This window comes from Pseudomonas sp. TE31087, from assembly GCF_057284075.1.
Genome location: NZ_JBXVNN010000001.1, coordinates 3618460 through 3638151 on the forward strand (window position 1 = coordinate 3618460; position 19692 = coordinate 3638151).

General features: G+C 65.4%; 17 protein-coding genes and 1 pseudogene. 13 read left to right on the top strand and 5 right to left on the bottom strand.

From position 1 onward, the window contains the following. Positions 1–49: 49 nt before the first annotated feature. Positions 50–2041 (bottom strand): sensor histidine kinase, encoded by a 1992-nt coding sequence (locus tag ACZ899_RS16315; RefSeq protein ID WP_234562961.1) that lies wholly within the window; start codon positions 2039–2041, stop codon positions 50–52. A 265-nt stretch (positions 2042–2306) separates the two neighbouring features. Between ACZ899_RS16315 and ACZ899_RS16320 the strand changes: the two genes are divergently transcribed. From ACZ899_RS16320 to lnt, 8 genes are all read left to right on the top strand, one after another. Continuing rightward, positions 2307–3104, top strand: a complete 798-nt coding sequence (locus ACZ899_RS16320; protein WP_186713805.1) for a hydroxymethylpyrimidine/phosphomethylpyrimidine kinase — start codon at positions 2307–2309, stop codon at positions 3102–3104. 14 nt (positions 3105–3118) lie between these two features. Continuing rightward, entirely contained in the window at positions 3119–3742 is a 624-nt protein-coding gene (thiE, locus tag ACZ899_RS16325; protein WP_234562960.1) for a thiamine phosphate synthase, read from the top strand. A 17-nt stretch (positions 3743–3759) separates the two neighbouring features. Beyond that, positions 3760–5043: a glutamate-1-semialdehyde 2,1-aminomutase gene (hemL, locus tag ACZ899_RS16330; RefSeq protein WP_232857702.1), complete on the top strand. Its 1284-nt coding sequence runs from the start codon at positions 3760–3762 to the stop codon at positions 5041–5043. Between the two features lie 256 nt (positions 5044–5299). Next, on the top strand, positions 5300–5845 hold the full coding sequence (locus tag ACZ899_RS16335; RefSeq protein WP_203648151.1) for a tetratricopeptide repeat protein: 546 nt from the start codon (positions 5300–5302) through the stop codon (positions 5843–5845). Positions 5846–6024: 179 nt separating this feature from the next. Next, entirely contained in the window at positions 6025–7023 is a 999-nt protein-coding gene (locus ACZ899_RS16340) for a PhoH family protein (protein WP_234562426.1), read from the top strand. Beyond that, positions 7016–7489: an rRNA maturation RNase YbeY gene (gene ybeY / locus ACZ899_RS16345; protein WP_203648153.1), complete on the top strand. Its 474-nt coding sequence runs from the start codon at positions 7016–7018 to the stop codon at positions 7487–7489. The genes ACZ899_RS16340 and ybeY overlap by 8 nt, the downstream gene beginning before the upstream one ends. Before the next feature lie 26 nt (positions 7490–7515). Then, on the top strand, positions 7516–8355 hold the full coding sequence (locus ACZ899_RS16350; protein ID WP_203648154.1) for a CorC family transporter: 840 nt from the start codon (positions 7516–7518) through the stop codon (positions 8353–8355). Between the two features lie 8 nt (positions 8356–8363). Further along, positions 8364–9881 carry an apolipoprotein N-acyltransferase gene (gene lnt / locus ACZ899_RS16355; RefSeq protein ID WP_234562427.1) on the top strand — a complete coding sequence of 506 codons (1518 nt, stop codon included), beginning with the start codon at positions 8364–8366 and terminating at the stop codon, positions 9879–9881. Positions 9882–10032: 151 nt separating this feature from the next. Here the strand turns inward: lnt and ACZ899_RS16360 are convergent. Continuing rightward, positions 10033–10795 (bottom strand): annotated as a pseudogene (locus ACZ899_RS16360) (YdcF family protein). 126 nt (positions 10796–10921) lie between these two features. Beyond that, positions 10922–11236 (bottom strand): hypothetical protein, encoded by a 315-nt coding sequence (locus ACZ899_RS16365; RefSeq protein ID WP_110737917.1) that lies wholly within the window; start codon positions 11234–11236, stop codon positions 10922–10924. Between the two features lie 240 nt (positions 11237–11476). Between ACZ899_RS16365 and leuS the strand changes: the two genes are divergently transcribed. The 5 genes from leuS (at position 11477) to ACZ899_RS16390 (ending at position 17518) form a co-directional block, all read left to right on the top strand. Next, complete coding sequence (gene leuS / locus ACZ899_RS16370) at positions 11477–14083, top strand: leucine--tRNA ligase (protein WP_203648157.1); 2607 nt, start codon at positions 11477–11479, stop codon at positions 14081–14083. 62 nt (positions 14084–14145) lie between these two features. After that, positions 14146–14751, top strand: a complete 606-nt coding sequence (locus ACZ899_RS16375) for an LPS-assembly lipoprotein LptE (protein WP_203648158.1) — start codon at positions 14146–14148, stop codon at positions 14749–14751. A gap of 37 nt (positions 14752–14788) precedes the next feature. Beyond that, positions 14789–15826 (top strand): DNA polymerase III subunit delta, encoded by a 1038-nt coding sequence (holA, locus tag ACZ899_RS16380; RefSeq protein WP_234562428.1) that lies wholly within the window; start codon positions 14789–14791, stop codon positions 15824–15826. A 152-nt stretch (positions 15827–15978) separates the two neighbouring features. Continuing rightward, positions 15979–16143 (top strand): alternative ribosome rescue factor ArfA, encoded by a 165-nt coding sequence (gene arfA, locus ACZ899_RS16385; RefSeq protein WP_028690395.1) that lies wholly within the window; start codon positions 15979–15981, stop codon positions 16141–16143. 61 nt (positions 16144–16204) lie between these two features. After that, positions 16205–17518, top strand: a complete 1314-nt coding sequence (locus ACZ899_RS16390) for a lytic murein transglycosylase (RefSeq protein WP_203648159.1) — start codon at positions 16205–16207, stop codon at positions 17516–17518. A 115-nt stretch (positions 17519–17633) separates the two neighbouring features. Here the strand turns inward: ACZ899_RS16390 and ACZ899_RS16395 are convergent, their stop codons facing one another. Next, positions 17634–18572 (bottom strand): S66 peptidase family protein, encoded by a 939-nt coding sequence (locus tag ACZ899_RS16395; RefSeq protein ID WP_234562429.1) that lies wholly within the window; start codon positions 18570–18572, stop codon positions 17634–17636. 102 nt (positions 18573–18674) lie between these two features. After that, the gene (gene lipA, locus ACZ899_RS16400) at positions 18675–19691 is read right to left on the bottom strand and encodes a lipoyl synthase (RefSeq protein ID WP_234562430.1); all 1017 of its coding nucleotides are present in this window, start codon (positions 19689–19691) and stop codon (positions 18675–18677) included. Position 19692 lies beyond the last annotated feature (1 nt).

The following is a 19692-nucleotide window of genomic DNA, read 5'->3' on the forward strand; positions in this document are numbered from 1 at the left end:
GCCCTGATCGCGGGGCAAGCCCGCTCCCACGGCGACGGCGAACGACTCGTCAGAATCGCTCCAGGCCCGAGGCGGCACGGGCCGGTGGTACCTGCACCTGCGCCACCGCAAGGGCCAGGGTCAGCTCGAAGCGGCTGCCCAGACCCGGCGTCGACTCGTGGGACAACTGCGCGCCGATCAACTCGCCCAGTTGCCGGCAGATCGACAGGCCGATGCCCAGCCCGCCGTAGCGCCGGGTCATCGAACCGTCCATCTGGAAGAAACGCTGGTACAGCAGCGCCTGGTCCAGATCGTCGAAGCCGATGCCGCTGTCACTGACCGTGAGGCTCAGGACCAGGCTGTCCGGCCCGGTACGCCGGCCACGGGCCTGCACGGTGACGCCCCCCTGGTGGGTGAACTTCAGCCCGTTGTCCACCAGGCAGGCCAGGCAGCGGGCGAGCTTCTGCGCATCGCCGACCAGGCTGTCGGGCAGGTCGGCGGGGATGTCCAGGCTCAGGTACAGACCCTTGGCCAGCGCCTGGCTGGCATAGCCGGCGCGCAGCTCCTGGAGCAGGCGCCGCAGGCTGAACGCCATGCCCTGGTTGCGCAGGCGCCCGGCCTGCAGTTCGGTGAGGATGAGGATGTCATCGACCATCGCCATCATGTCCTGGGCAGAACCGGTGGCGGTGCGGTGATACTGGGCCTGCTCGGCGCTCATGGGCAGGGTATGCAGCAGCTCCAGCGAACCGATCACGCCGTTCATCGGCGTGCGCAGTTCATGGGTCACGGTGGCCAGGAACTCGTCCTTGAGCCGGTTGCTGCGCGCCAGCTGCAGGTTCAGTTGCTCCAGGGTGCGCCCGGTCTCGCGCAGGGTCTGGGCCTGCTGCTCGCGCAGGCTGTTGATGCGGTCGGCCAGGGCCAGCGACAGCAGCGCCACCTCCAGCGCCGAGCCGAGCTGGCTGGCGTACATGGTGATGAACACGTTGGGCAGGTAGCCCAGCACCATCAGGGTGTTGACCAGCCCGCCAGCGAGGAAGGCGGTCCAGGCGATGATGAACCAGCGCGCCACACGCAGTCCGCGCCACCAGGCATAGAGCCCGGCGCTGAAGATACTGACGGTGAACAGCAGCGCCAGCACCGTGGCCATGCGCAGCGCCACGCCGTAGCGCAGGGTCAGCGCCAGCACCATGACCAGCGCGCCACCGGCCATCAACCCTTTCAGCAGGCGGTCGAAGCCCCGGCTGAAGCTGTCCAGCTGCAGGAAGTGGCGGGCGAACTGGCAGCCGAACAGCCCGGCGGCACCGATGAACAACGGGGTGGCGGCGTTGGCCCACCATGGGCTGTCCGGCCAGAAATAGGCGATGCCGGCGCCGTTGACCGACACCTGGTAGAGACCGAACGAAGCGATATAAAGGATGTAGTACAGGTAACTGACATCACGCACGCTGAGGAAGATGAACAGGTTGTACACCAGCATCACCAGCAGTACGCCGTAGATCATGCCCAGCACATAAAGCCGGGTGGGCTGGTCCTCCAGGTAGGCCTCGGCCGACCACAATGTCAGCGGCGCCTGGATCGAGCCCTGGCTGTGCAGACGCAGGTAGGCGGTGGTCGCCTGGCCGGGTTGCAGCGGCAATTCGAACAGGTAGTTGTTCTGGCGGATCTCCCGGGTGGCGTAGGGCAACGCGTCACCGGTGCGTCGTGCCAGGCGATAGGTGCCTTGCGCGTCCGGCAGGAAGAGTTCCAGGTGATCCAACGGCGGGTAGGCGAGTTCCAGCAACCACTGGCGTGGCGCGGCCGAAGGGGCGGCGGCATAGGCGAGATCGACCCGCAGCCAGAACACCGAGGTGGAGTAGCCCGCATTGAGCACTTCGTCCTGATGTGCCTGGAAACGCCCGGAAAACGCCGCGGAACTCACCTGGGCGATGCTGGCGCTGCCCTCTTGGTCTTCATAGACCTGCATGTACCGGCCCAGCGGCAAGCGCCCGGTGGCGTTGTCGAATTCGACCGCTCCGGCCAGCATGGGCAAGCAGCCCAGAAGCACAATCAGCAAATAGCGCATACAGCCCCAGCATGGCCTGTGCGGTCGCGTCGCGGTTGCCTCCCATCCCTTTGAGACGACGTGATCCGGCAGAACCCATTTATCGAGTTATCCGAGCACTCTAGCATAGCCTCCCGCACTGACCAGCAGCTACTGGCAATTTGCATGCAGAGGCTCTAGAACGCATGTTTCAGAATACACAACCAGCCCAACCTGACCACTTGATCAGCAATTCTCTCGCCGCGAGCGAACCGCAGAAAAAGGTTTGGTGATAAGCTCGCCGACCATGAATACCTACAGCTCCCGCCCCGTTGTCCTCTGTCTCTCCGGCCACGACCCCAGTGGTGGCGCCGGGCTGCAGGCAGATATCGAAGCCCTGATCGCCCAAGGCTGTCACGCCGCGCCCGCCGTGACCGCCCTGACCGTGCAGGATACCGTCAACGTTTCCGACTTCCGCGTGCTCGACCGCGAGTGGGTGCTGGCCCAGGCCAATGCCGTGCTGGCCGACTCCACGGTGGCCGCGGTGAAGCTGGGCATGCTCGGCTCGATCGAGATGGTCGACACCGTCGCCGAACTGCTCGCCGCCCATCCGCACCTGCCACTGGTCTGCGACCCGGTGCTGCGCGCCGGCGGCGGCGGTCGCCTGGGCAAGGACGAGGTCGGCTACGCGCTGCGTGAGCGCCTGCTGCCGTTGGCCACCATCGCCACCCCGAACCTGCCAGAGGCGCGTATCCTGGCGGAACTGCCTGAAGGCACGGCGGACGAGTGCGCCGAGAAGCTGCTGCCGTTCTGTAGACACCTGCTGATCACCGGCGGTCACGGCGACGAAGTGGAAATCCACAACCGCCTGTACAGCCGCGACGGCCAGCAGCACACCTGGACCTGCCAGCGCCTGCCGGGCAGCTATCACGGCTCGGGCTGCACCCTGGCCAGCGCCCTGGCCGGTCGCCTGGCCTTGGGCGAACACCTGGAGAGCGCCGTGCGCAGTGCCCTGGACTACACCTGGCGGACCCTGCGCGACGCCGAGCAACTGGGCAAGGGCCAGTACGTGCCGCGCCGCCTGCCCCTGGATTTCTGTTCCTGACTCGAGGCCATCCGATGACGCTCCGCGGTCTGTATGCCATCACCGACAGCCAGCTGCTCGCCGGCCGTTTCCTGAGCCATGTCGAGGCGGCACTCGAAGGCGGTGTCTGCCTGCTGCAGTACCGCGACAAGAGCGACGACGCCGGGCGTCGCCTGCGCGAAGCTGAAGCGCTGACGAAGCTCTGCGAACGCTACGGCACTCAGCTAATCATCAACGACGACGCCGAACTGGCCGCGCGCCTGGGCGTCGGCGTGCACCTGGGCCAGACCGACGGCCCGCTCACCCCGGCCCGTGCCCTGCTCGGCCGCCAGGCGATCATCGGCTCGACCTGCCACGCCAGCCTCGACCTCGCGCAGCAGGCCGCCAGCGAGGGCGCAAGCTATGTCGCCTTCGGTCGCTTCTTCAATTCCGTCACCAAACCAGGCGCGCCCGCCGCCGGTGTCGAACTGCTGGAACAGGCCCGCGCCCAGGTCAAGTTGCCGATCGCGGTGATCGGCGGCATCACCCTCGACAACGCCGCCCCGCTTATCGCCCATGGCGCCGACCTGCTGGCGGTGATCCACGGCCTGTTCGGTGCCGACAGCGCGCAGGAAGTCACCCGCCGCGCCCGCGCCTTCAATGCCCTGTTCGCTTCCTGATTTCGAGAGAAGATCCCATGTCCCGTTCCGAAGAACTGTTTGCCCAAGCCCAGAAACACATCCCCGGTGGCGTCAACTCGCCCGTGCGCGCCTTCAAGAGCGTCGGCGGCACGCCGCTGTTCTTCAAGCACGCCGAAGGCGCCTACGTCATCGATGAAGACGACAAGCGCTATGTCGACTATGTCGGTTCCTGGGGCCCGATGATCCTCGGCCACGGCCATCCCGATGTGCTGAATGCCGTGCGCCGACAACTCGAGCACGGCCTGTCCTATGGCGCGCCGACGGCCATGGAAACCGAGATGGCCGATCTGGTCTGCTCGATCGTGCCGTCGATGGAAATGGTGCGCATGGTCAGCTCCGGCACCGAGGCCACCATGAGCGCCATCCGTCTGGCCCGTGGCTACACCGGCCGCGACGCCATCATCAAGTTCGAAGGCTGCTACCACGGCCACTCCGACAGCCTGCTGGTCAAGGCCGGCTCCGGCCTGCTGACCCAGGGCGTACCGAGCTCGGCCGGGGTGCCGGCGGACTTCGCCAAGCACACCCTGACCCTGCCGTTCAACGATATCGCCGCCGTCGAGAAGACCCTCGCCGAGGTTGGCCAGACCGTGGCCTGCATCATCGTCGAGCCAGTGGCCGGCAACATGAACTGCGTACCGCCGGCGCCAGGCTTCCTCGAAGGCCTGCGCGCGCTGTGCGACAAACACGGCGTGGTACTGATCTTCGATGAAGTGATGACCGGCTTCCGTGTGTCGCTGGGCGGCGCCCAAGGCCACTACGGCATCACCCCGGACCTGTCGACCTTCGGCAAGATCGTCGGCGGCGGCATGCCGGTCGGCTGCTTCGGCGGCAAGCGCGAGATCATGGGCTGCATCGCCCCGCTCGGCCCGGTCTACCAGGCCGGTACGCTGTCGGGCAACCCGCTGGCCATGGCCGCAGGCCTGACCACCCTGAAGCTGATCAGCCGCCCGGGCTTCCATGACGAGCTGAGCGCCTTCACCAGCCGCATGCTCGATGGCCTGCAACAGCGCGCCGATGCCGCTGGTATCCCGTTCGTCACCACCCAGGCGGGCGCCATGTTCGGCCTGTACTTCAGCGGCGCCGACGACATCGTCACCTTCGACGACGTGATGGCCAGCGACGCCGAGCGCTTCAAGCGCTTCTTCCACCTGATGCTCGACGGCGGCGTGTACCTGGCGCCAAGCGCCTTCGAGGCGGGCTTCACCTCCATCGCCCATGGCGACAAGGAGCTGCAGATCACCCTGGATGCGGCCGAGCGGGCGTTCGCCAAGCTGAAGTAAGCCTTCACACCGCCCAGGTAGGAGCGGCCTTGTGCCGCGAAAGGGCTGCGAAGCAGCCCCTGGAATTTCAGCCTTGATGCGAATAATGCCGGGGCTGCTTCGCAGCCCTTTCGCGGCACAAGGCCGCTCCTACACAGTCAGCCGATTCGCCAGCAGGACAGAAATTCGAGTAAAACTTTGTAAGGTAGGCGCTGCTTATCCCATAATGTGCCACCAGAGACATTGGCCGTAGCTTTGCAGAGGTAAGTCGATCCCCATGAACCGCACCGGCCGCGCCCTGACCCTGGGCTGCCTGTTGCTTCTTCAGCCCCTGCTGGCCCTGGCGGAGGGCGGTAACTCGTTGCTGATTCCGGCGGCGGGCCGCTGCACTCTCGATGCTGCGCCCGAGGACCAGGAGAACGCCCTGAAGGCCTGCGAGCAGACGGCGGAGTCCGGGGATGCCGAAGCGCAGTACGAGCTGGGCGAGTTCTACTACAGCGGCACGCCGCGCCATCTCGACAAGGCGCTCAAGTGGTTCGAAAAGGCCTCGCTGCAGGGCCAGGGGCAGGCCCAGTACCGCCTCGGCTCGATGTTCTTCCATGGCGAAGGGGTCAAGGCCAACAACGTGCAGGCCTACATCCTGCTCAAGATCGCCGCGGTCAACGGCGCCGAAGACGCCCTGGACATGGCCGACGAAGTCAGCGGGCAGATGCCCCGCGACGAGCTCGAGCACGCCACCCAGGTGCTCGGCCAGATCTTCCGCAAATACCTGCTGGAACTGCAGAACGCCGAAGGCCGCACGCCCTTCTCTCCCCTGCCCTGAACCGCCTCGAGCCCTGTGCGGTCCGCCGGCATCATCGTTTCGTCAACTTGCCCTGCCATGATCGACACGCGGATCGGAAGCGTCGTACCGACCCTTGATCGTTTCAGTGCTTTCGCCACTGCCACTCAAGGGTTATTCTTGAGTTCACATTCATTGCCGTCGAGCGGCTAAAAACGACCTTGAACGCACCCATACAACCCCATCGTTTCATCCTCGAGCCCTTCGAGGCCCATCGTTTCGCCAACCTGTGCGGCCAGTTCGACGAGCACCTGCGCCTGATCGAACAACGCCTGGCTATCGAAATCCGCAACCGCGGCAATCAGTTCGAACTGATCGGCGAACCCAAGACCACCTCCGCCGCCGAACAGTTGCTGCGCCGCCTCTATCGCGAGGCCAAGGCCACCGACCTGTCGCCGGAAACGGTCCATCTCTATCTGCAGGAATCGACGGTCGAGAACCTCGAGAACCCGGCCGTCAACGAAGTCAGCGTCTCGCTGCGCACGCGCAAGGGCAACATCCGCCCACGCGGCGTCAACCAGCAGCGCTACGTCAAGGAAATCCTGGCCAACGACATCAACTTCGGCGTCGGCCCGGCCGGTACCGGCAAGACTTACCTGGCCGTGGCCTGCGCGGTCGACGCACTGGAGCGTGAACAGGTGCGCCGCATCCTGCTGGTGCGCCCGGCGGTCGAGGCCGGCGAAAAGCTCGGCTTCCTGCCCGGCGACCTCGCCCAGAAGATCGACCCGTACCTGCGCCCGCTCTACGACGCGCTCTACGAGATGCTCGGCTTCGAGCACGTGGCCAAGCTCATCGAGCGCCAGGTGATCGAGATCGCACCGCTGGCCTACATGCGCGGCCGCACCCTGAACAACAGCTTCATCATCCTCGACGAGAGCCAGAACACCACCTTCGAGCAGATGAAGATGTTCCTCACCCGCATCGGCTTCGGCTCGACCGCGGTGATCACCGGCGACATCACCCAGGTCGACCTGCCGCGCGGCACCAAGTCAGGGCTGGCCCATGTGATCGAGGTGCTCAGGGACGTCCCAGGTATCAGCTTCACCCATTTCCAACCCAAGGATGTGGTGCGCCACCCGCTGGTGCAGCGCATCGTCGAAGCCTACGACCGTTTCGACGCCCGTCAGGCCAAGCCCGAGGCACCCGGCAAAGATGCTTGAACTCGACCTGCAACGGGCCACGGACGCCGCCGCCCCCGACGACAACGCCTTTCGCCGCTGGTGCGAGCTTGCCTTGCGCCAGCGCAGCGCCGACTCCGAGATGACCATCCGCCTGGTCGACGAAGCCGAAGGCCGCGAGCTGAACCACACCTACCGGCACAAGGACTACGCGACCAACGTGCTGTCCTTCCCCGCCGATGTGCCCGACGAGCTGCTCGACATCCCGTTGCTGGGCGACCTGGTGATCTGCGTGCCGGTGGTCGAGCGCGAGGCCGCCGAACAGGGCAAGGCCCTCGAGGCGCACTGGGCGCACCTGGTCATCCACGGCTGCCTGCACCTGCTCGGCTACGACCACATCGAGGACGATGAGGCCGAGGAGATGGAAGCGCTGGAACGAACATTGCTGGCGGAACTGGGTCATCCGGACCCGTACGCCGACGACGAAGCCGAATCAATCACACACTGACACTGCAAGGATCACGAGTAACCGCCATGAGCGAAGACCGATCGAGCAACGGGCAAAAGTCCTGGCTGGGTAAACTGACCCAGGCTTTTGCCCATGAGCCGAAAAACCGCCAGGAGCTCCTCGAGCTGCTGCGCGAAGCCCATCAGAACAAGCTGCTCGACAGCGAAGCGCTGACCATCGTCGAAGGCGCCATCCAGGTCGCCGACCTGCAGGTGCGCGACATCATGGTGCCGCGCTCGCAGATGATCAGCATCAAGGCCAGCCAGTCGCCACGCGAGTTCCTGCCGGCGGTGATCGACGCCGCGCACTCGCGCTACCCGGTGATCGGCGAAAGCCACGACGATGTGCTCGGCATCCTGCTCGCCAAGGACCTGCTGCCGCTGATCCTCAAGGAGAACGGCGACAGCTTCAACATCAAGGACCTGCTGCGCCCGGCCACCTTCGTGCCCGAGTCCAAGCGCCTGAACGTGCTGCTGCGCGAATTCCGCGCCAACCACAACCACATGGCCATCGTCATCGACGAGTACGGCGGCGTGGCGGGCCTGGTGACCATCGAGGACGTGCTCGAGCAGATCGTCGGCGATATCGAGGACGAGCACGATGTCGAGGAAGACAGCTACATCAAGCCGCTGCCCAGCGGTGACTTCCTGGTCAAGGCGCTGACGCCGATCGATAACTTCAACGAGTTCTTCGACAGCGAATTCTCCGATGACGAGTTCGACACGGTCGGCGGCCTGGTAATGAGCGCCTTCGGCCACCTGCCCAAGCGCAACGAGACCACCGAGATCGGTCACTATCGTTTCCGTATTCTCAATGCCGACAGCCGCCGGATACACTTGCTGCGCCTGACACCGATCAATCGTTAAGGAACGACATGCGCTGGATCACCCGCCCCGGCTGGCCCGGTAACCTGCTGGCCATGGCGGCCGGCGCCTCCACCCTCCTGGCCCTGGCGCCGTTCGACGTCTGGCCGTTGGCCATCCTGTCCATCGCCCTGTTCTACGCCGGCCTGCGCGAACTGACGCCGCGCCAGGCCCTGGGCCGTGGCTGGTGCTTCGGCTTCGGCCTCTACGGCGCCGGCACCTGGTGGATCTACGTCAGCATGAACACCTACGGCGGTGCCTCGCCGCTGCTGGCGATCGCCCTGCTGCTGGCGTTCTTCGCCTGCCTGGCATTCTTCTTCGCCTTGCCCGCCTGGCTCTGGGCGCGCTGGTTGCGTCGCGACGAAGCGCCACTGGCCGATGCCCTGTGTTTCGCCGCCCTGTGGTTGCTGCAGGAGGCCTTCCGAGGCTGGTTCCTCACCGGTTTCCCCTGGCTCTACGCCGGCTACAGCCAACTCGACGGCCCGCTCGCCGGCCTCGCCCCGCTGGGCGGCGTCTGGCTTGTGTCCTTCGTCCTGGCCTTGAGCGCCGCCTTGCTATGCAACCTGTACCGCCTGCGTGAGCGCCGTGCGTTCCTGGCCGCTGGTGCGGTGTTGCTGGTGGCGCCGTGGATCCTCGGCCTGACCCTCAAGGACCACGCCTGGACCAAGCCGGCGGGCGATCCACTGAAGGTCGCCGCCCTGCAGGGCAACGTCGAGCAGGACCTGAAATGGGACCCGGCGCACGTCAATGCGCAACTGGCGCTGTACCGCGACATGAGCTTCAGTTCGAAGCCCGTCGACCTGCTGGTCTGGCCGGAAACCGCCGTGCCGGTGCTCAAGGACCAGGCCCAGGGCTACATCGACATGATGGGCACCTTTGCCGCCGAACGGCATTCGGCGCTGATCACCGGGGTGCCGATACGGCAGATGGTTCACCACCAGCGCCGCTACTACAACGGCATCACCGTGGCCGGCGAAGGCGACGGCACCTACCTCAAGCAGAAGCTGGTGCCGTTTGGCGAGTACGTGCCGCTGCAGGACATGCTGCGCGGCCTGATCGAGTTCTTCAACTTGCCGATGTCGGACTTCGCCCGCGGCCCCGAGGACCAGCCACTGCTGCAGGCCAAGGGTTACCAGGTGGCACCGTACATCTGCTACGAAGTGGTCTATCCCGAGTTTGCCGCAAGCCTCGCCGCGCGCAGCGACCTGCTGCTGACCATCAGCAACGACACCTGGTTCGGCACCTCGATTGGCCCGCTGCAGCACCTGCAGATGGCCCAGATGCGCGCGATCGAGGCCGGTCGCTGGATGATCCGCGCCACCAACAACGGCGTGACCGCGCTGATCGACCCGTTCGGCAGGATCACCGCGCAGATCCCGCAGTTCCAGAGGGCCGTGCTGTACGGCGAGGTGGTGCCGATGCAGCAGCTGACGCCTTACCTGCAATGGCGCTCGTGGCCGCTGGCAATTGTCTGCGTGCTGTTGCTGGGCTGGGCGCTGCTAGCCGGCCGGATCGCCAAGACCGTCTGAGCGACGACGCCTCCTGTAGGAGCGGCCTCGTGCCGCGAAAGGGCTGCGAAGCAGCCCCGGGGTCTTGGCGTACATGCACAGATCGCGGGGCCGCCTTGCGGCCCTTTCGCGGCACGAGGCCGCTCCTACAGAGGGCCGTGTGCGCTGGGCATCAGTAGAACAACCGATACCCCAGCAAACCCACCGCCTCGTTCAGCAACTGCCCGCTCTGCCACATGGCCCGGCTTTCCGGCAGCAATCCCGCGAACGGTCTTGCATGATCGCGCCCGAGGAAACCCACCGGCGCCGGCACCACCTCGAACCCGGCCCGTTCAAAGCTCCAGCGTGCACGCTGCATGTGCCAGGCCTGGGTCACCACAACCACCCGCCGGATGCCCAATGGCTGCAACACCTTCGCGCTGAACTCGGCGTTTTCCCAGGTGGTGTGGCTGGCTTCCTCCTTCCAAGTGACCTTCACAGCGAAATCGGCCTGCAGCCGATCAGCCATCAGCTGAGCCTCGCTGGGTGGCGTGCCATAGTGCAGGCCACCACTGGTCAGCACCGGCAATCCCGAGGCCTTGGCCAGGTGGGCGGCATAGCGCATGCGCTCCAGTGCCACGTAGGTCGGCTGGTCAGTACCGGCCCACGCCGGATCACCGCGCTCGCGCCCGGGCGCCCAGAACCACGATGGCATCGGCCCTGGCCGCCAGGCCCGCCCATTCATCCGCCATCAACGCAGGTTCTGTTTCAAGGGCCCGGGCCACCTGCTCGACGGTCAACGGCAGACTCATCAGCCACAAACCACCCACGCCCAGGGCAAAGCAGGCCGCCGCCAGGCGTGGGCGGCGACGGCGCCACCACCAGGCGACCAGCAACAGCAGGAACAGGATGCCGGGCGGCATCAGCCATTGTTTGATGAAAAAGCGGATCGGCATCACACACCTCCATGGAAGGCGTGCAGCCTAAGAGGATCGGCACCGGGCCTCAAGGGCAACCGGCGCCGATCGATGCATGCATTGTGAAAAACCGGCGCGTAGTACCGCGCCTGCAACCCTGAACGGCTATCGGGACGGCAACGTCCTGGAGCTGGCTGGGGCGCCGGAGCGCTTGCGGTCCTTGAGCCAGACGATCCTGGCCGAGGACGGCTCCGGTTGCGGGTAGGCACCGGCACTGGCAAAACGGCCCTCCGGGAGGGATTCCAGGTAGGCCTTGATGACCTCGAACTCGGCATGGCTCAGGCCACGCAACTCCAGTTCGGCAGGCATCTCGTCGCGCAATCGCACCGAGGTCCGGGCCACTTCCAGTGCCAGGCCCAGGCGGTCGATCAGGCGTTCGTAAAGCTCCGGCTTGTTTGCGGTTAGTTGCGACTCTCCCATCCGTTCACCTCATTGAAGGTAAGAATATCTCCCCCCACAGATGAGCTTAGCGTCACTCGCAAAAGCGGCCGGGCGCTGCGACCAACGGCCCGCGCGACGGGCGATGCAATCAGGGTTTCCCACGACGCGCGGCGCTCATGTATGCTACGGCGTTCACTCTCATAAGATCCCGGAGTGCCGGACGCAGCGAGGTCGAGCTGCCTGGAACATGTCTCTTATTCCTCTCAATACAAAGTAGCCATGCACGAACAATACACGCCCCGTGATGTAGAAGCCGCCGCCCAGAATGCCTGGGACGAGCAACAATCGTTCGCTGTCACCGAACAGCCAGGCAAAGACACGTACTACTGCCTATCGATGTTCCCGTACCCGAGCGGCAAGCTACACATGGGCCATGTGCGCAACTACACCATCGGTGACGTGATCGCCCGCTACCAGCGCATGCTGGGCAAGAACGTCCTGCAACCGATGGGCTGGGACGCTTTCGGCATGCCGGCGGAAAACGCCGCGATGAAGAACAACGTCGCTCCGGCCAAGTGGACCTACGAGAACATCGACTACATGAAGACCCAGCTCAAGAGCCTGGGTCTGGCCATCGACTGGTCGCGTGAAGTCACCACCTGCAAGCCGGACTACTACCGCTGGGAGCAGTGGCTGTTCACCCGCCTGTTCGAGAAAGGCATCATCTACCGCAAGAACGGCACCGTGAACTGGGACCCGGCGGACCAGACCGTACTGGCCAACGAGCAGGTCATCGACGGCCGTGGCTGGCGTTCGGGCGCGCTGATCGAAAAGCGCGAAATCCCGATGTACTACTTCCGCATCACCGACTACGCCGACGAGCTGCTGGAAAGCCTCGACGAGCTGCCGGGCTGGCCTGAGCAGGTCAAGACCATGCAGCGCAACTGGATCGGCAAGTCCCGCGGCATGGAAGTACAGTTCCCGTACGATCAGGCCAGCATCGGCCACGAAGGCACCCTGAAGGTCTTCACCACCCGTCCCGACACGCTGATGGGCGCCACCTACGTCGCCGTCGCCGCCGAGCACCCGCTGGCCACCCAGGCGGCCCAGGGCAACCCGGCGCTGCAAGCGTTCATCGACGAGTGCAAGAGCGGCAGCGTTGCCGAGGCCGACATGGCCACCCAGGAGAAGAAGGGCATGGCCACTTCCCTGTGCGTCGAGCACCCGCTGACCGGCGAGAAGCTGCCGGTATGGGTCGCCAACTACGTGCTGATGCACTACGGCGATGGCGCCGTGATGGCCGTGCCGGCCCACGACGAGCGCGACTTCGAGTTCGCCCACAAGTACAACCTGCCGGTCAAGGCAGTGGTGCGCACCAGCGTCGGCGACGAAGTCGGCAGCGAGTGGCTGGCCGCCTACGGCGAGCACGGCCAGCTGATCAACTCCGGTGAATTCGACGGCCTGGACTTCCAGGGCGCCTTCGACGCCATAGAAGCCGCGCTGATCCGCAAGGACCTGGGCAAATCCCGCACCCAGTTCCGCCTGCGCGACTGGGGCATCAGCCGCCAGCGCTACTGGGGCTGCCCGATCCCGATCATCCACTGCCCGTCCTGCGGCGATGTGCCGGTGCCGGAAGACCAGCTGCCGGTCACCCTGCCAGAAAACGTGGTGCCGGACGGCGCCGGTTCGCCGCTGGCGCGGATGCCCGAGTTCTACGAGTGCACCTGCCCGAAATGCGGCAGCGCGGCCAAGCGCGAAACCGACACCATGGACACCTTCGTCGAGTCGTCCTGGTACTTCGCCCGCTATGCCTCGCCGAATTACGACAAGGGCCTGGTCGATCCGAAAGCCGCCAACCACTGGCTGCCGGTGGACCAGTACATCGGCGGTATCGAACACGCGATCCTGCACCTGCTGTACGCGCGCTTCTTCCACAAGCTGATGCGTGACGAAGGCCTGGTCACCTCCAACGAGCCGTTCAAGAACCTGCTGACCCAGGGCATGGTCGTCGCCGAAACGTACTACCGTGTCGCCAGCAACGGCGGCAAGGACTGGTTCAACCCGGCCGATGTCGAGATCGAGCGTGACGCCAAGGCCAAGATCATCGGCGCGCGCCTGAAGACCGACGGCCTGCCGGTGGAAATCGGTGGCACCGAGAAGATGTCGAAATCGAAGAACAACGGTGTCGACCCGCAGTCGATGATCGAAGCCTACGGCGCCGACACCTGCCGCCTGTTCATGATGTTCGCCTCGCCACCCGACATGAGCCTGGAGTGGTCCGACTCCGGCGTCGAGGGTGCCAGCCGCTTCCTGCGCCGTGTCTGGCGCCTGGCCCAGGCCCATGTGGCCCAGGGCCTGCCGGGCCAGCTGGACATCGCCGCCCTGAGCGACGAGCAGAAGGTCATCCGCCGCGCCATCCATGCCGCCATCAAGCAGGCCAGCACCGACGTGGGCCAGTACCACAAGTTCAACACCGCCATCGCCCAGGTGATGACCGTGATGAACGTGCTGGAAAAGGCGCCACAGGCCAGCGCCCAGGACCGCGCCCTGCTGCAGGAAGGCCTCGAGGCCGTCACCCTGCTGCTGGCGCCGATCACCCCGCACATCTCCCACGAGCTGTGGAAGGCGCTGGGCCACGACCAGGCGGCAATCGACGCGGCCTGGCCGACGGTCGACGAAAGCGCCCTGGTGCAGGACACCGTGACACTGGTGGTGCAGGTCAACGGCAAGCTGCGTGGCCAGGTCGAGATGCCGGCCGCCGCCAGCCGCGAGGAAATCGAAGCCGCCGCCCGCAACAACGAGAACGTCCTGCGCTTCACCGACGGCCTGACCATCCGCAAGGTCATCGTCGTACCGGGCAAACTGGTCAACATCGTCGCCAACTGATGGCAACGCCCGCCTGCACACCCTGCAGGCGGGCGTAATCGGTCCACGAGGGAGCAACACACATGATCAAACGCAATCTGCTGGTAATGGGCCTGGCTGTCCTGCTCAGCGCCTGCGGTTTCCAGCTGCGCGGCACCGGCACCACCGAGCTGACCATCAAGGAGCTGGACCTCAGCGCACGCAACGCCTATGGCGAAACGGTCACCCAACTGCGCCGCACACTGCAGAACAGTGGCGTGAAGGTCTATACCGGCGCACCCTATAAGCTCGTGCTCACCAACGAGCAGGAATCCCAGCGTGCCGCCACCTACAGTGGTGGCAACCGCTCGGCGGAGTACGAGCTGACCGTCGTGCTGAACTACGCGGTCGAAGGCCAGAACGACACGATCCTGCTGGAAGACAAACTGCAGGTGCAGAAGTATTACGTGTACAACGGCAACAACATTACTGGTTCCGGCCAGGAAGCCGTCCAGGTACGCCAGGAAATCCGTCGTGACCTGGTACAAGGCATGATGGTCCGCCTCCAGCAATTGACCCCGGCACACCTCGACGACCTGCAGCGCAAGGCCAACGAGCGTGCCGAAGCCGAAGCCCGGGCCATGCAGGAAGCCCAGCGCATCCAGGACGAGACGCCCCAGCAGTCGCCGCTGGAAGTCCCGGCTCCCTGAGCCTGATCGGGGCACCTGAGGTGCCCCGCCTATTCCCATGAAGCTCGCTCCCGCCCAACTCAACAAGCACCTGCAAGGCCAGCTGGCGCCCGTCTACATCGTCAGCGGCGACGATCCGCTGCTGTGCCAGGAGGCCGCCGACGCCATCCGTAGCGCTGCTCAGCAGCAGGGTTACGACGAACGCCAGGTATTCAGCGCCGACGCCAACTTCGACTGGGGCAACCTGCTCCTGGCCGGCGCCAGCCTGTCACTGTTCGCCCAGCGCCGCCTGCTGGAACTGCGCCTGCCCTCGGGCAAACCCGGCGACAAGGGTGCCGCCGCGCTGATGGAATACTGCGCCAACCCGGCCGAGGACACGCTGCTGCTGATCAGCCTGCCCAAGCTCGATGGCAGTGCGCAGAAGACCAAGTGGGGCAAGGCCCTGATCGAAGGCGCGCACTGCCAGTTCATCCAGATCTGGCCGGTGGACGCCCAGCAGTTGCCACAGTGGATCAACCAGCGCCTGTCCCAGGCCGGTCTTTCGGCCCAGCGAGACGCCGTCGACCTGATCGCCGCCCGGGTCGAGGGCAACCTGCTGGCCGCCGCCCAGGAGATCGAGAAGCTCAAGCTGCTGGCCGAGGGTAACCAGATCACCGTGGAGACCGTCCAGGCCGCCGTCGCTGACAGCGCCCGCTTCGATGTCTTCGGCCTGGTGGATGCCATTCTCAACGGCGAGGCGGCCCACGCCTTGCGCATGCTCGAAGGGTTGCGCGGCGAAGGTGTCGAGCCTCCGGTGATTCTCTGGGCCCTGGCCCGCGAGCTGCGCCTGCTGGCAGGGCTTGCACAGCAGTTCAGCCAGGGGGTGCCACTGGACAAGGCGTTCAGCCAGGCACGCCCCCCGGTGTGGGACAAACGCCGCCCGCTGGTGAGCAAGGCCTTGCAGCGCCTGTCAGCTCAGCGCTGGGCCATGTTGCTGCAGGATGCCCAGCGTATTGATGCGCAGATCAAGGGGCAGGCCGAGGGCTCGCCCTGGACCAGCCTGGCGCGGTTGTCGCTGCTGATGGCCGGACAGCGATTGGCACTGCCTGCCGAGTAAAACTCATCGCGGGTCAAGCCCGCTCCCACAAAGATGTCGTGGGAGCGGGCTTGACCCGCGATGAGGCCCGCCGCCATAAACACAATCAATTGGCTCCGGTAGCGCTACAGGCCTAAAGTGCGCCCGCCATCCACCCACACCGGGAACCCACCATGAGCAAAAAGCCGAAAAAGCACGGCCCCAACAAGGCCAAGTCCATCGTCGCCCAACCGCTGTTCCGCTGCCGCCAGGAACGACCGGAAAAAGGCAAAGGCAGCTACCGCCGCGAAGCCTTCCAATCGAGAGATTGGGAGGCTTCCTGCTTTATGGCGGCATGAAAGGCATGAAATGCGCAGGCATGGTATGGTCGGCACCTGACCTGCAATTCTGGATCTGTGCATGCCCTCTCGTCTCACTCTCCGCTGGCAACCCCGCCAGCTGATCGCGGCCACAAGCTTCATCCTGCTCGTCGCCTGCGCCGAGAAACCCACCGCCGCCGACGCCCTGCCGCTGGCGCCCGCCCAGCCCGCCCCCGTCGCCACCCTGCCCGGCACCGCGCCCGAGGCCAACGGTGAAATCCAGCCCCTGCAGACCTTCGCCCAATGGCAGGCCGGCTTCCGCCAACAAGCCCTGCAAGCCGGTATCAGTGCCAGCCTGTTCGACCGCGCCTTCCTCGGCGTCACCCCGGACATGGACGTGATCAAGGCCGACCGTAGCCAACCCGAGTTCACCCGCCCGGTGTGGGAGTACCTGGACGGCGCCCTGTCGCCGCTACGCGTGCGCAACGGCAAGAAACTGCTCGAGCAGAACGCCGATCTGCTGACCCGCATCGAACAACGCTACGGTGTCGATCGCCAGGTTCTGGTCTCGGTATGGGGCATGGAAAGCAACTTCGGCCAGTTCCAGGGCAGCAAGTCGGTGATCCGCTCACTGGCCACCCTGGCCTATGAGGGCCGGCGTCCGCAGTTCGCCCAGGACCAGCTGATCGCCGCCCTGCAGATCCTGCAGAACGGCGATATCCAGCCCGATGCGATGCGTGGCTCCTGGGCTGGCGCCATGGGCCAGACCCAGTTCATCCCGACCACCTACCTGACCCACGCCGTGGACTTCGACGGTGACGGCCGTCGCGACATCTGGAACAGCACCGCCGACGCCCTGGCCTCCACCGCGCACTACCTGCAGGCGTCCGGCTGGAAACGTGGCCAACCCTGGGGCTTCGAGGTGCAGGTGCCCGCCGGCTTCGACTACTGGCTGGCCGATGGCAGCCAGCGCAAGAGCGTCAACGAGTGGCTGCAGCTGGGCGTGAAACTGCCGGCCGGCACCACCCTGCCAACCGGCAGCGACCAGCTGCCCGCCGCCCTGTTGCTGCCCGCAGGTGCCAAGGGGCCAGCATTCCTGGTACTGGACAACTTCCGCGCCATCCTCAAGTACAACAATTCGTCGTCCTACGCGCTGGCGGTGAGCCTGCTGGGGGATCGTTTCTCCGGATGGGGGTTCATTGCCGGCAGCTGGCCGAAAGAGGACCTGCCGCTGAGCCGCAGCGAGCGAATCGAGTTGCAGACCTTGCTCAATGCCAACGGGCATGAAGCAGGCAATCCGGATGGGATCATCGGCGCCAATACCCGCAAGGCAATCCGCAATGCGCAGCAGGCCCAGGGTTGGCCGGCGGATGGTTATCCGACCCACAAGCTGCTTGATAGCCTGCGCCGCTAGAGAGCGCAGGGGGGCGCTTTGAACCCCTTTCGCGGCACTGCTCCTACAGGCGATTGCAATCCCCTGTAGGAGCGGCCTCGTGCCGCGAAAGGGCTGCAAAGCAGCCCCGGCGATCTCAACCCCTGAACAGATCCTGCAACAGCACCAGACTCTGCTCTTCAGCATCCAGTCGCACACTTGCCCCCATCGGCAAGCACACATTCGGATCACAGTGCCCACTGCGCCACCCGGCCAGCACCGGCACCCCGAGCGGGCCGAAGACGTCCAGCAGCAGCGGCGTCATCGCCGCCACCGTGATCCCGGCAAAGTCTCCCACCAGCACCCCTCGCACCTCTTCCAGCTTGCCGGCTAGGCGCAGTTGGGTCAGCAGTCGGTCGACACGGTAGAGCGGCTCGTTGACGTCCTCGATGAACAGGATGCTGTCACGGGTGTCGACTTCCGCCAGCGTCCCCAGCGTGGAGCCGAGCAGCGACAGGTTGCCGCCAACCAGACGCCCGCTGGCAATCCCGGGCACCACGCTGGTGAGCGGGAACTCGACAGGGTGGTCAATCACATCACCCGCCCCCAGCCGCCCCCGTAGCTGTCCGAACAGTGAGCTGACGGTGGGCTCGAGCTTGCCCCCCAGCAGGTCGGCATTGAGCATTGCGCCATGGAAGGCCAGCATCCCGGCATGTCGGTTGAGCGCCGAATGCAGGGCGGTGATGTCGCTGTAACCCACCAGCGGCTTGGGATGGCGTCGGATCAGTTCGAAGTCGATGCGGTCCAGCAGGCGCATGCTGCCGTAACCGCCGCGCATGCACAGGATGGCGTCGATGTCCGGGGCGCTGAATGCATCGTGCAGGTCACGCAGGCGTTGCTCGTCGCTGCCGGCAAGGTAACCGTCCGCCTGCAGCACCCCAGGGTAGATGCGGCACTGCTGGCCACGGCTTTCGAACCACTGACGGGCCTTGTCGGTGTCCAGCCGCGCCGGCCCGGCCGGGGCGACGATGGCGAAACGGGCGTTGTCAGGCAAGGCCTTGGGCAACAGGTATTCAGCAGTTTCCAGGCAATTCATCGCGCCACTCCTTGCAGCTTGTCGCTTGAAACAGATCGCTCAAAAACAAAAATGCCGATGCCGCCTTCCGGCGCGCATCGGCATGTCCCGCTCAAGCCCGGTTCAGAGCTTGATCTTGGCTTCGTGGGCCTGCTGGTCGGCGTGGTACGACGAGCGCACCAGCGGGCCGGAGGCGACGTTCTTGAAGCCCATCTTGTAACCTTCCTCGGCGAACCAGGCGAAGGTGTCCGGGTGCACGAAGCGCTGTACCGGCAGGTGGTTGCGCGACGGCTGCAGGTACTGGCCGAGGGTCAGCATGTCGATGTCATGCTCGCGCATGCGGTGCATGACCTCGATCACCTCGTCGTCGGTCTCGCCCAGGCCCAGCATCAGGCCGGACTTGGTCGGCACATGCGGGACCATCTGCTTGAACTTCTGCAGCAGGTCCAGCGACCAGTCGTAGTCCGAGCCCGGACGCGCGGCCTTGTACAGGCGCGGCACGGTCTCGAGGTTGTGGTTGAACACGTCCGGCGGCGTCTGTGCGGTGATTTCCAGCGCCACGTCCATGCGCCCGCGGTAGTCCGGCACCAGGGTCTCCAGCTGGACGCCCGGCGAGAGCGCGCGGATTTCGCGGATGCAATCGGCGAAGTGCTGGGCACCGCCGTCACGCAGGTCATCGCGGTCCACCGAGGTGATCACCACGTACTTCAGGCGCAGGTCGGCGATGGCGATGGCCAGGTTCTTCGGCTCGTCCAGGTCCAGAGGCTTCGGACGGCCGTGGCCGACGTCGCAGAACGGGCAGCGACGGGTGCAGATGTCGCCCATGATCATGAAGGTCGCGGTGCCGCCGGAGAAGCACTCGCCCAGGTTCGGGCAGGAGGCCTCTTCGCACACGCTGTGCAGCTTGTGCTTGCGCAGCAGTTGCTTGATGCGGTCGACCTCCGGCGAAACCGGGATGCGCACGCGAATCCAGTCAGGCTTTTTCGGCAGTTCTTCGGTGGGGATGATCTTCACCGGGATGCGCGCCACCTTCTCGGCGCCGCGCAGCTTCACGCCGGCCTCGACTTTCTTCGGCGCAGAGCGCGGGGTCACGTCTTGCGTGGGGATCAGGTTCGGCACGGCTTCTTGCACAGTTGTCATA

Coding starts and splice junctions, on each gene's coding strand:
- ACZ899_RS16315 (WP_234562961.1), bottom strand. CDS start 2,041: ATGCGCTATTTGCTGATTGTGCTTCTGGGCTGCTTGCCCATGCTGGCC.
- ACZ899_RS16320 (WP_186713805.1), top strand. CDS start 2,307: ATGAATACCTACAGCTCCCGCCCCGTTGTCCTCTGTCTCTCCGGCCAC.
- thiE (WP_234562960.1), top strand. CDS start 3,119: ATGACGCTCCGCGGTCTGTATGCCATCACCGACAGCCAGCTGCTCGCC.
- hemL (WP_232857702.1), top strand. CDS start 3,760: ATGTCCCGTTCCGAAGAACTGTTTGCCCAAGCCCAGAAACACATCCCC.
- ACZ899_RS16335 (WP_203648151.1), top strand. CDS start 5,300: ATGAACCGCACCGGCCGCGCCCTGACCCTGGGCTGCCTGTTGCTTCTT.
- ybeY (WP_203648153.1), top strand. CDS start 7,016: ATGCTTGAACTCGACCTGCAACGGGCCACGGACGCCGCCGCCCCCGAC.
- ACZ899_RS16350 (WP_203648154.1), top strand. CDS start 7,516: ATGAGCGAAGACCGATCGAGCAACGGGCAAAAGTCCTGGCTGGGTAAA.
- lnt (WP_234562427.1), top strand. CDS start 8,364: ATGCGCTGGATCACCCGCCCCGGCTGGCCCGGTAACCTGCTGGCCATG.
- ACZ899_RS16365 (WP_110737917.1), bottom strand. CDS start 11,236: ATGGGAGAGTCGCAACTAACCGCAAACAAGCCGGAGCTTTACGAACGC.
- leuS (WP_203648157.1), top strand. CDS start 11,477: ATGCACGAACAATACACGCCCCGTGATGTAGAAGCCGCCGCCCAGAAT.
- ACZ899_RS16375 (WP_203648158.1), top strand. CDS start 14,146: ATGATCAAACGCAATCTGCTGGTAATGGGCCTGGCTGTCCTGCTCAGC.
- holA (WP_234562428.1), top strand. CDS start 14,789: ATGAAGCTCGCTCCCGCCCAACTCAACAAGCACCTGCAAGGCCAGCTG.
- arfA (WP_028690395.1), top strand. CDS start 15,979: ATGAGCAAAAAGCCGAAAAAGCACGGCCCCAACAAGGCCAAGTCCATC.
- ACZ899_RS16390 (WP_203648159.1), top strand. CDS start 16,205: ATGCCCTCTCGTCTCACTCTCCGCTGGCAACCCCGCCAGCTGATCGCG.
- ACZ899_RS16395 (WP_234562429.1), bottom strand. CDS start 18,572: ATGAATTGCCTGGAAACTGCTGAATACCTGTTGCCCAAGGCCTTGCCT.
- lipA (WP_234562430.1), bottom strand. CDS start 19,691: ATGACAACTGTGCAAGAAGCCGTGCCGAACCTGATCCCCACGCAAGAC.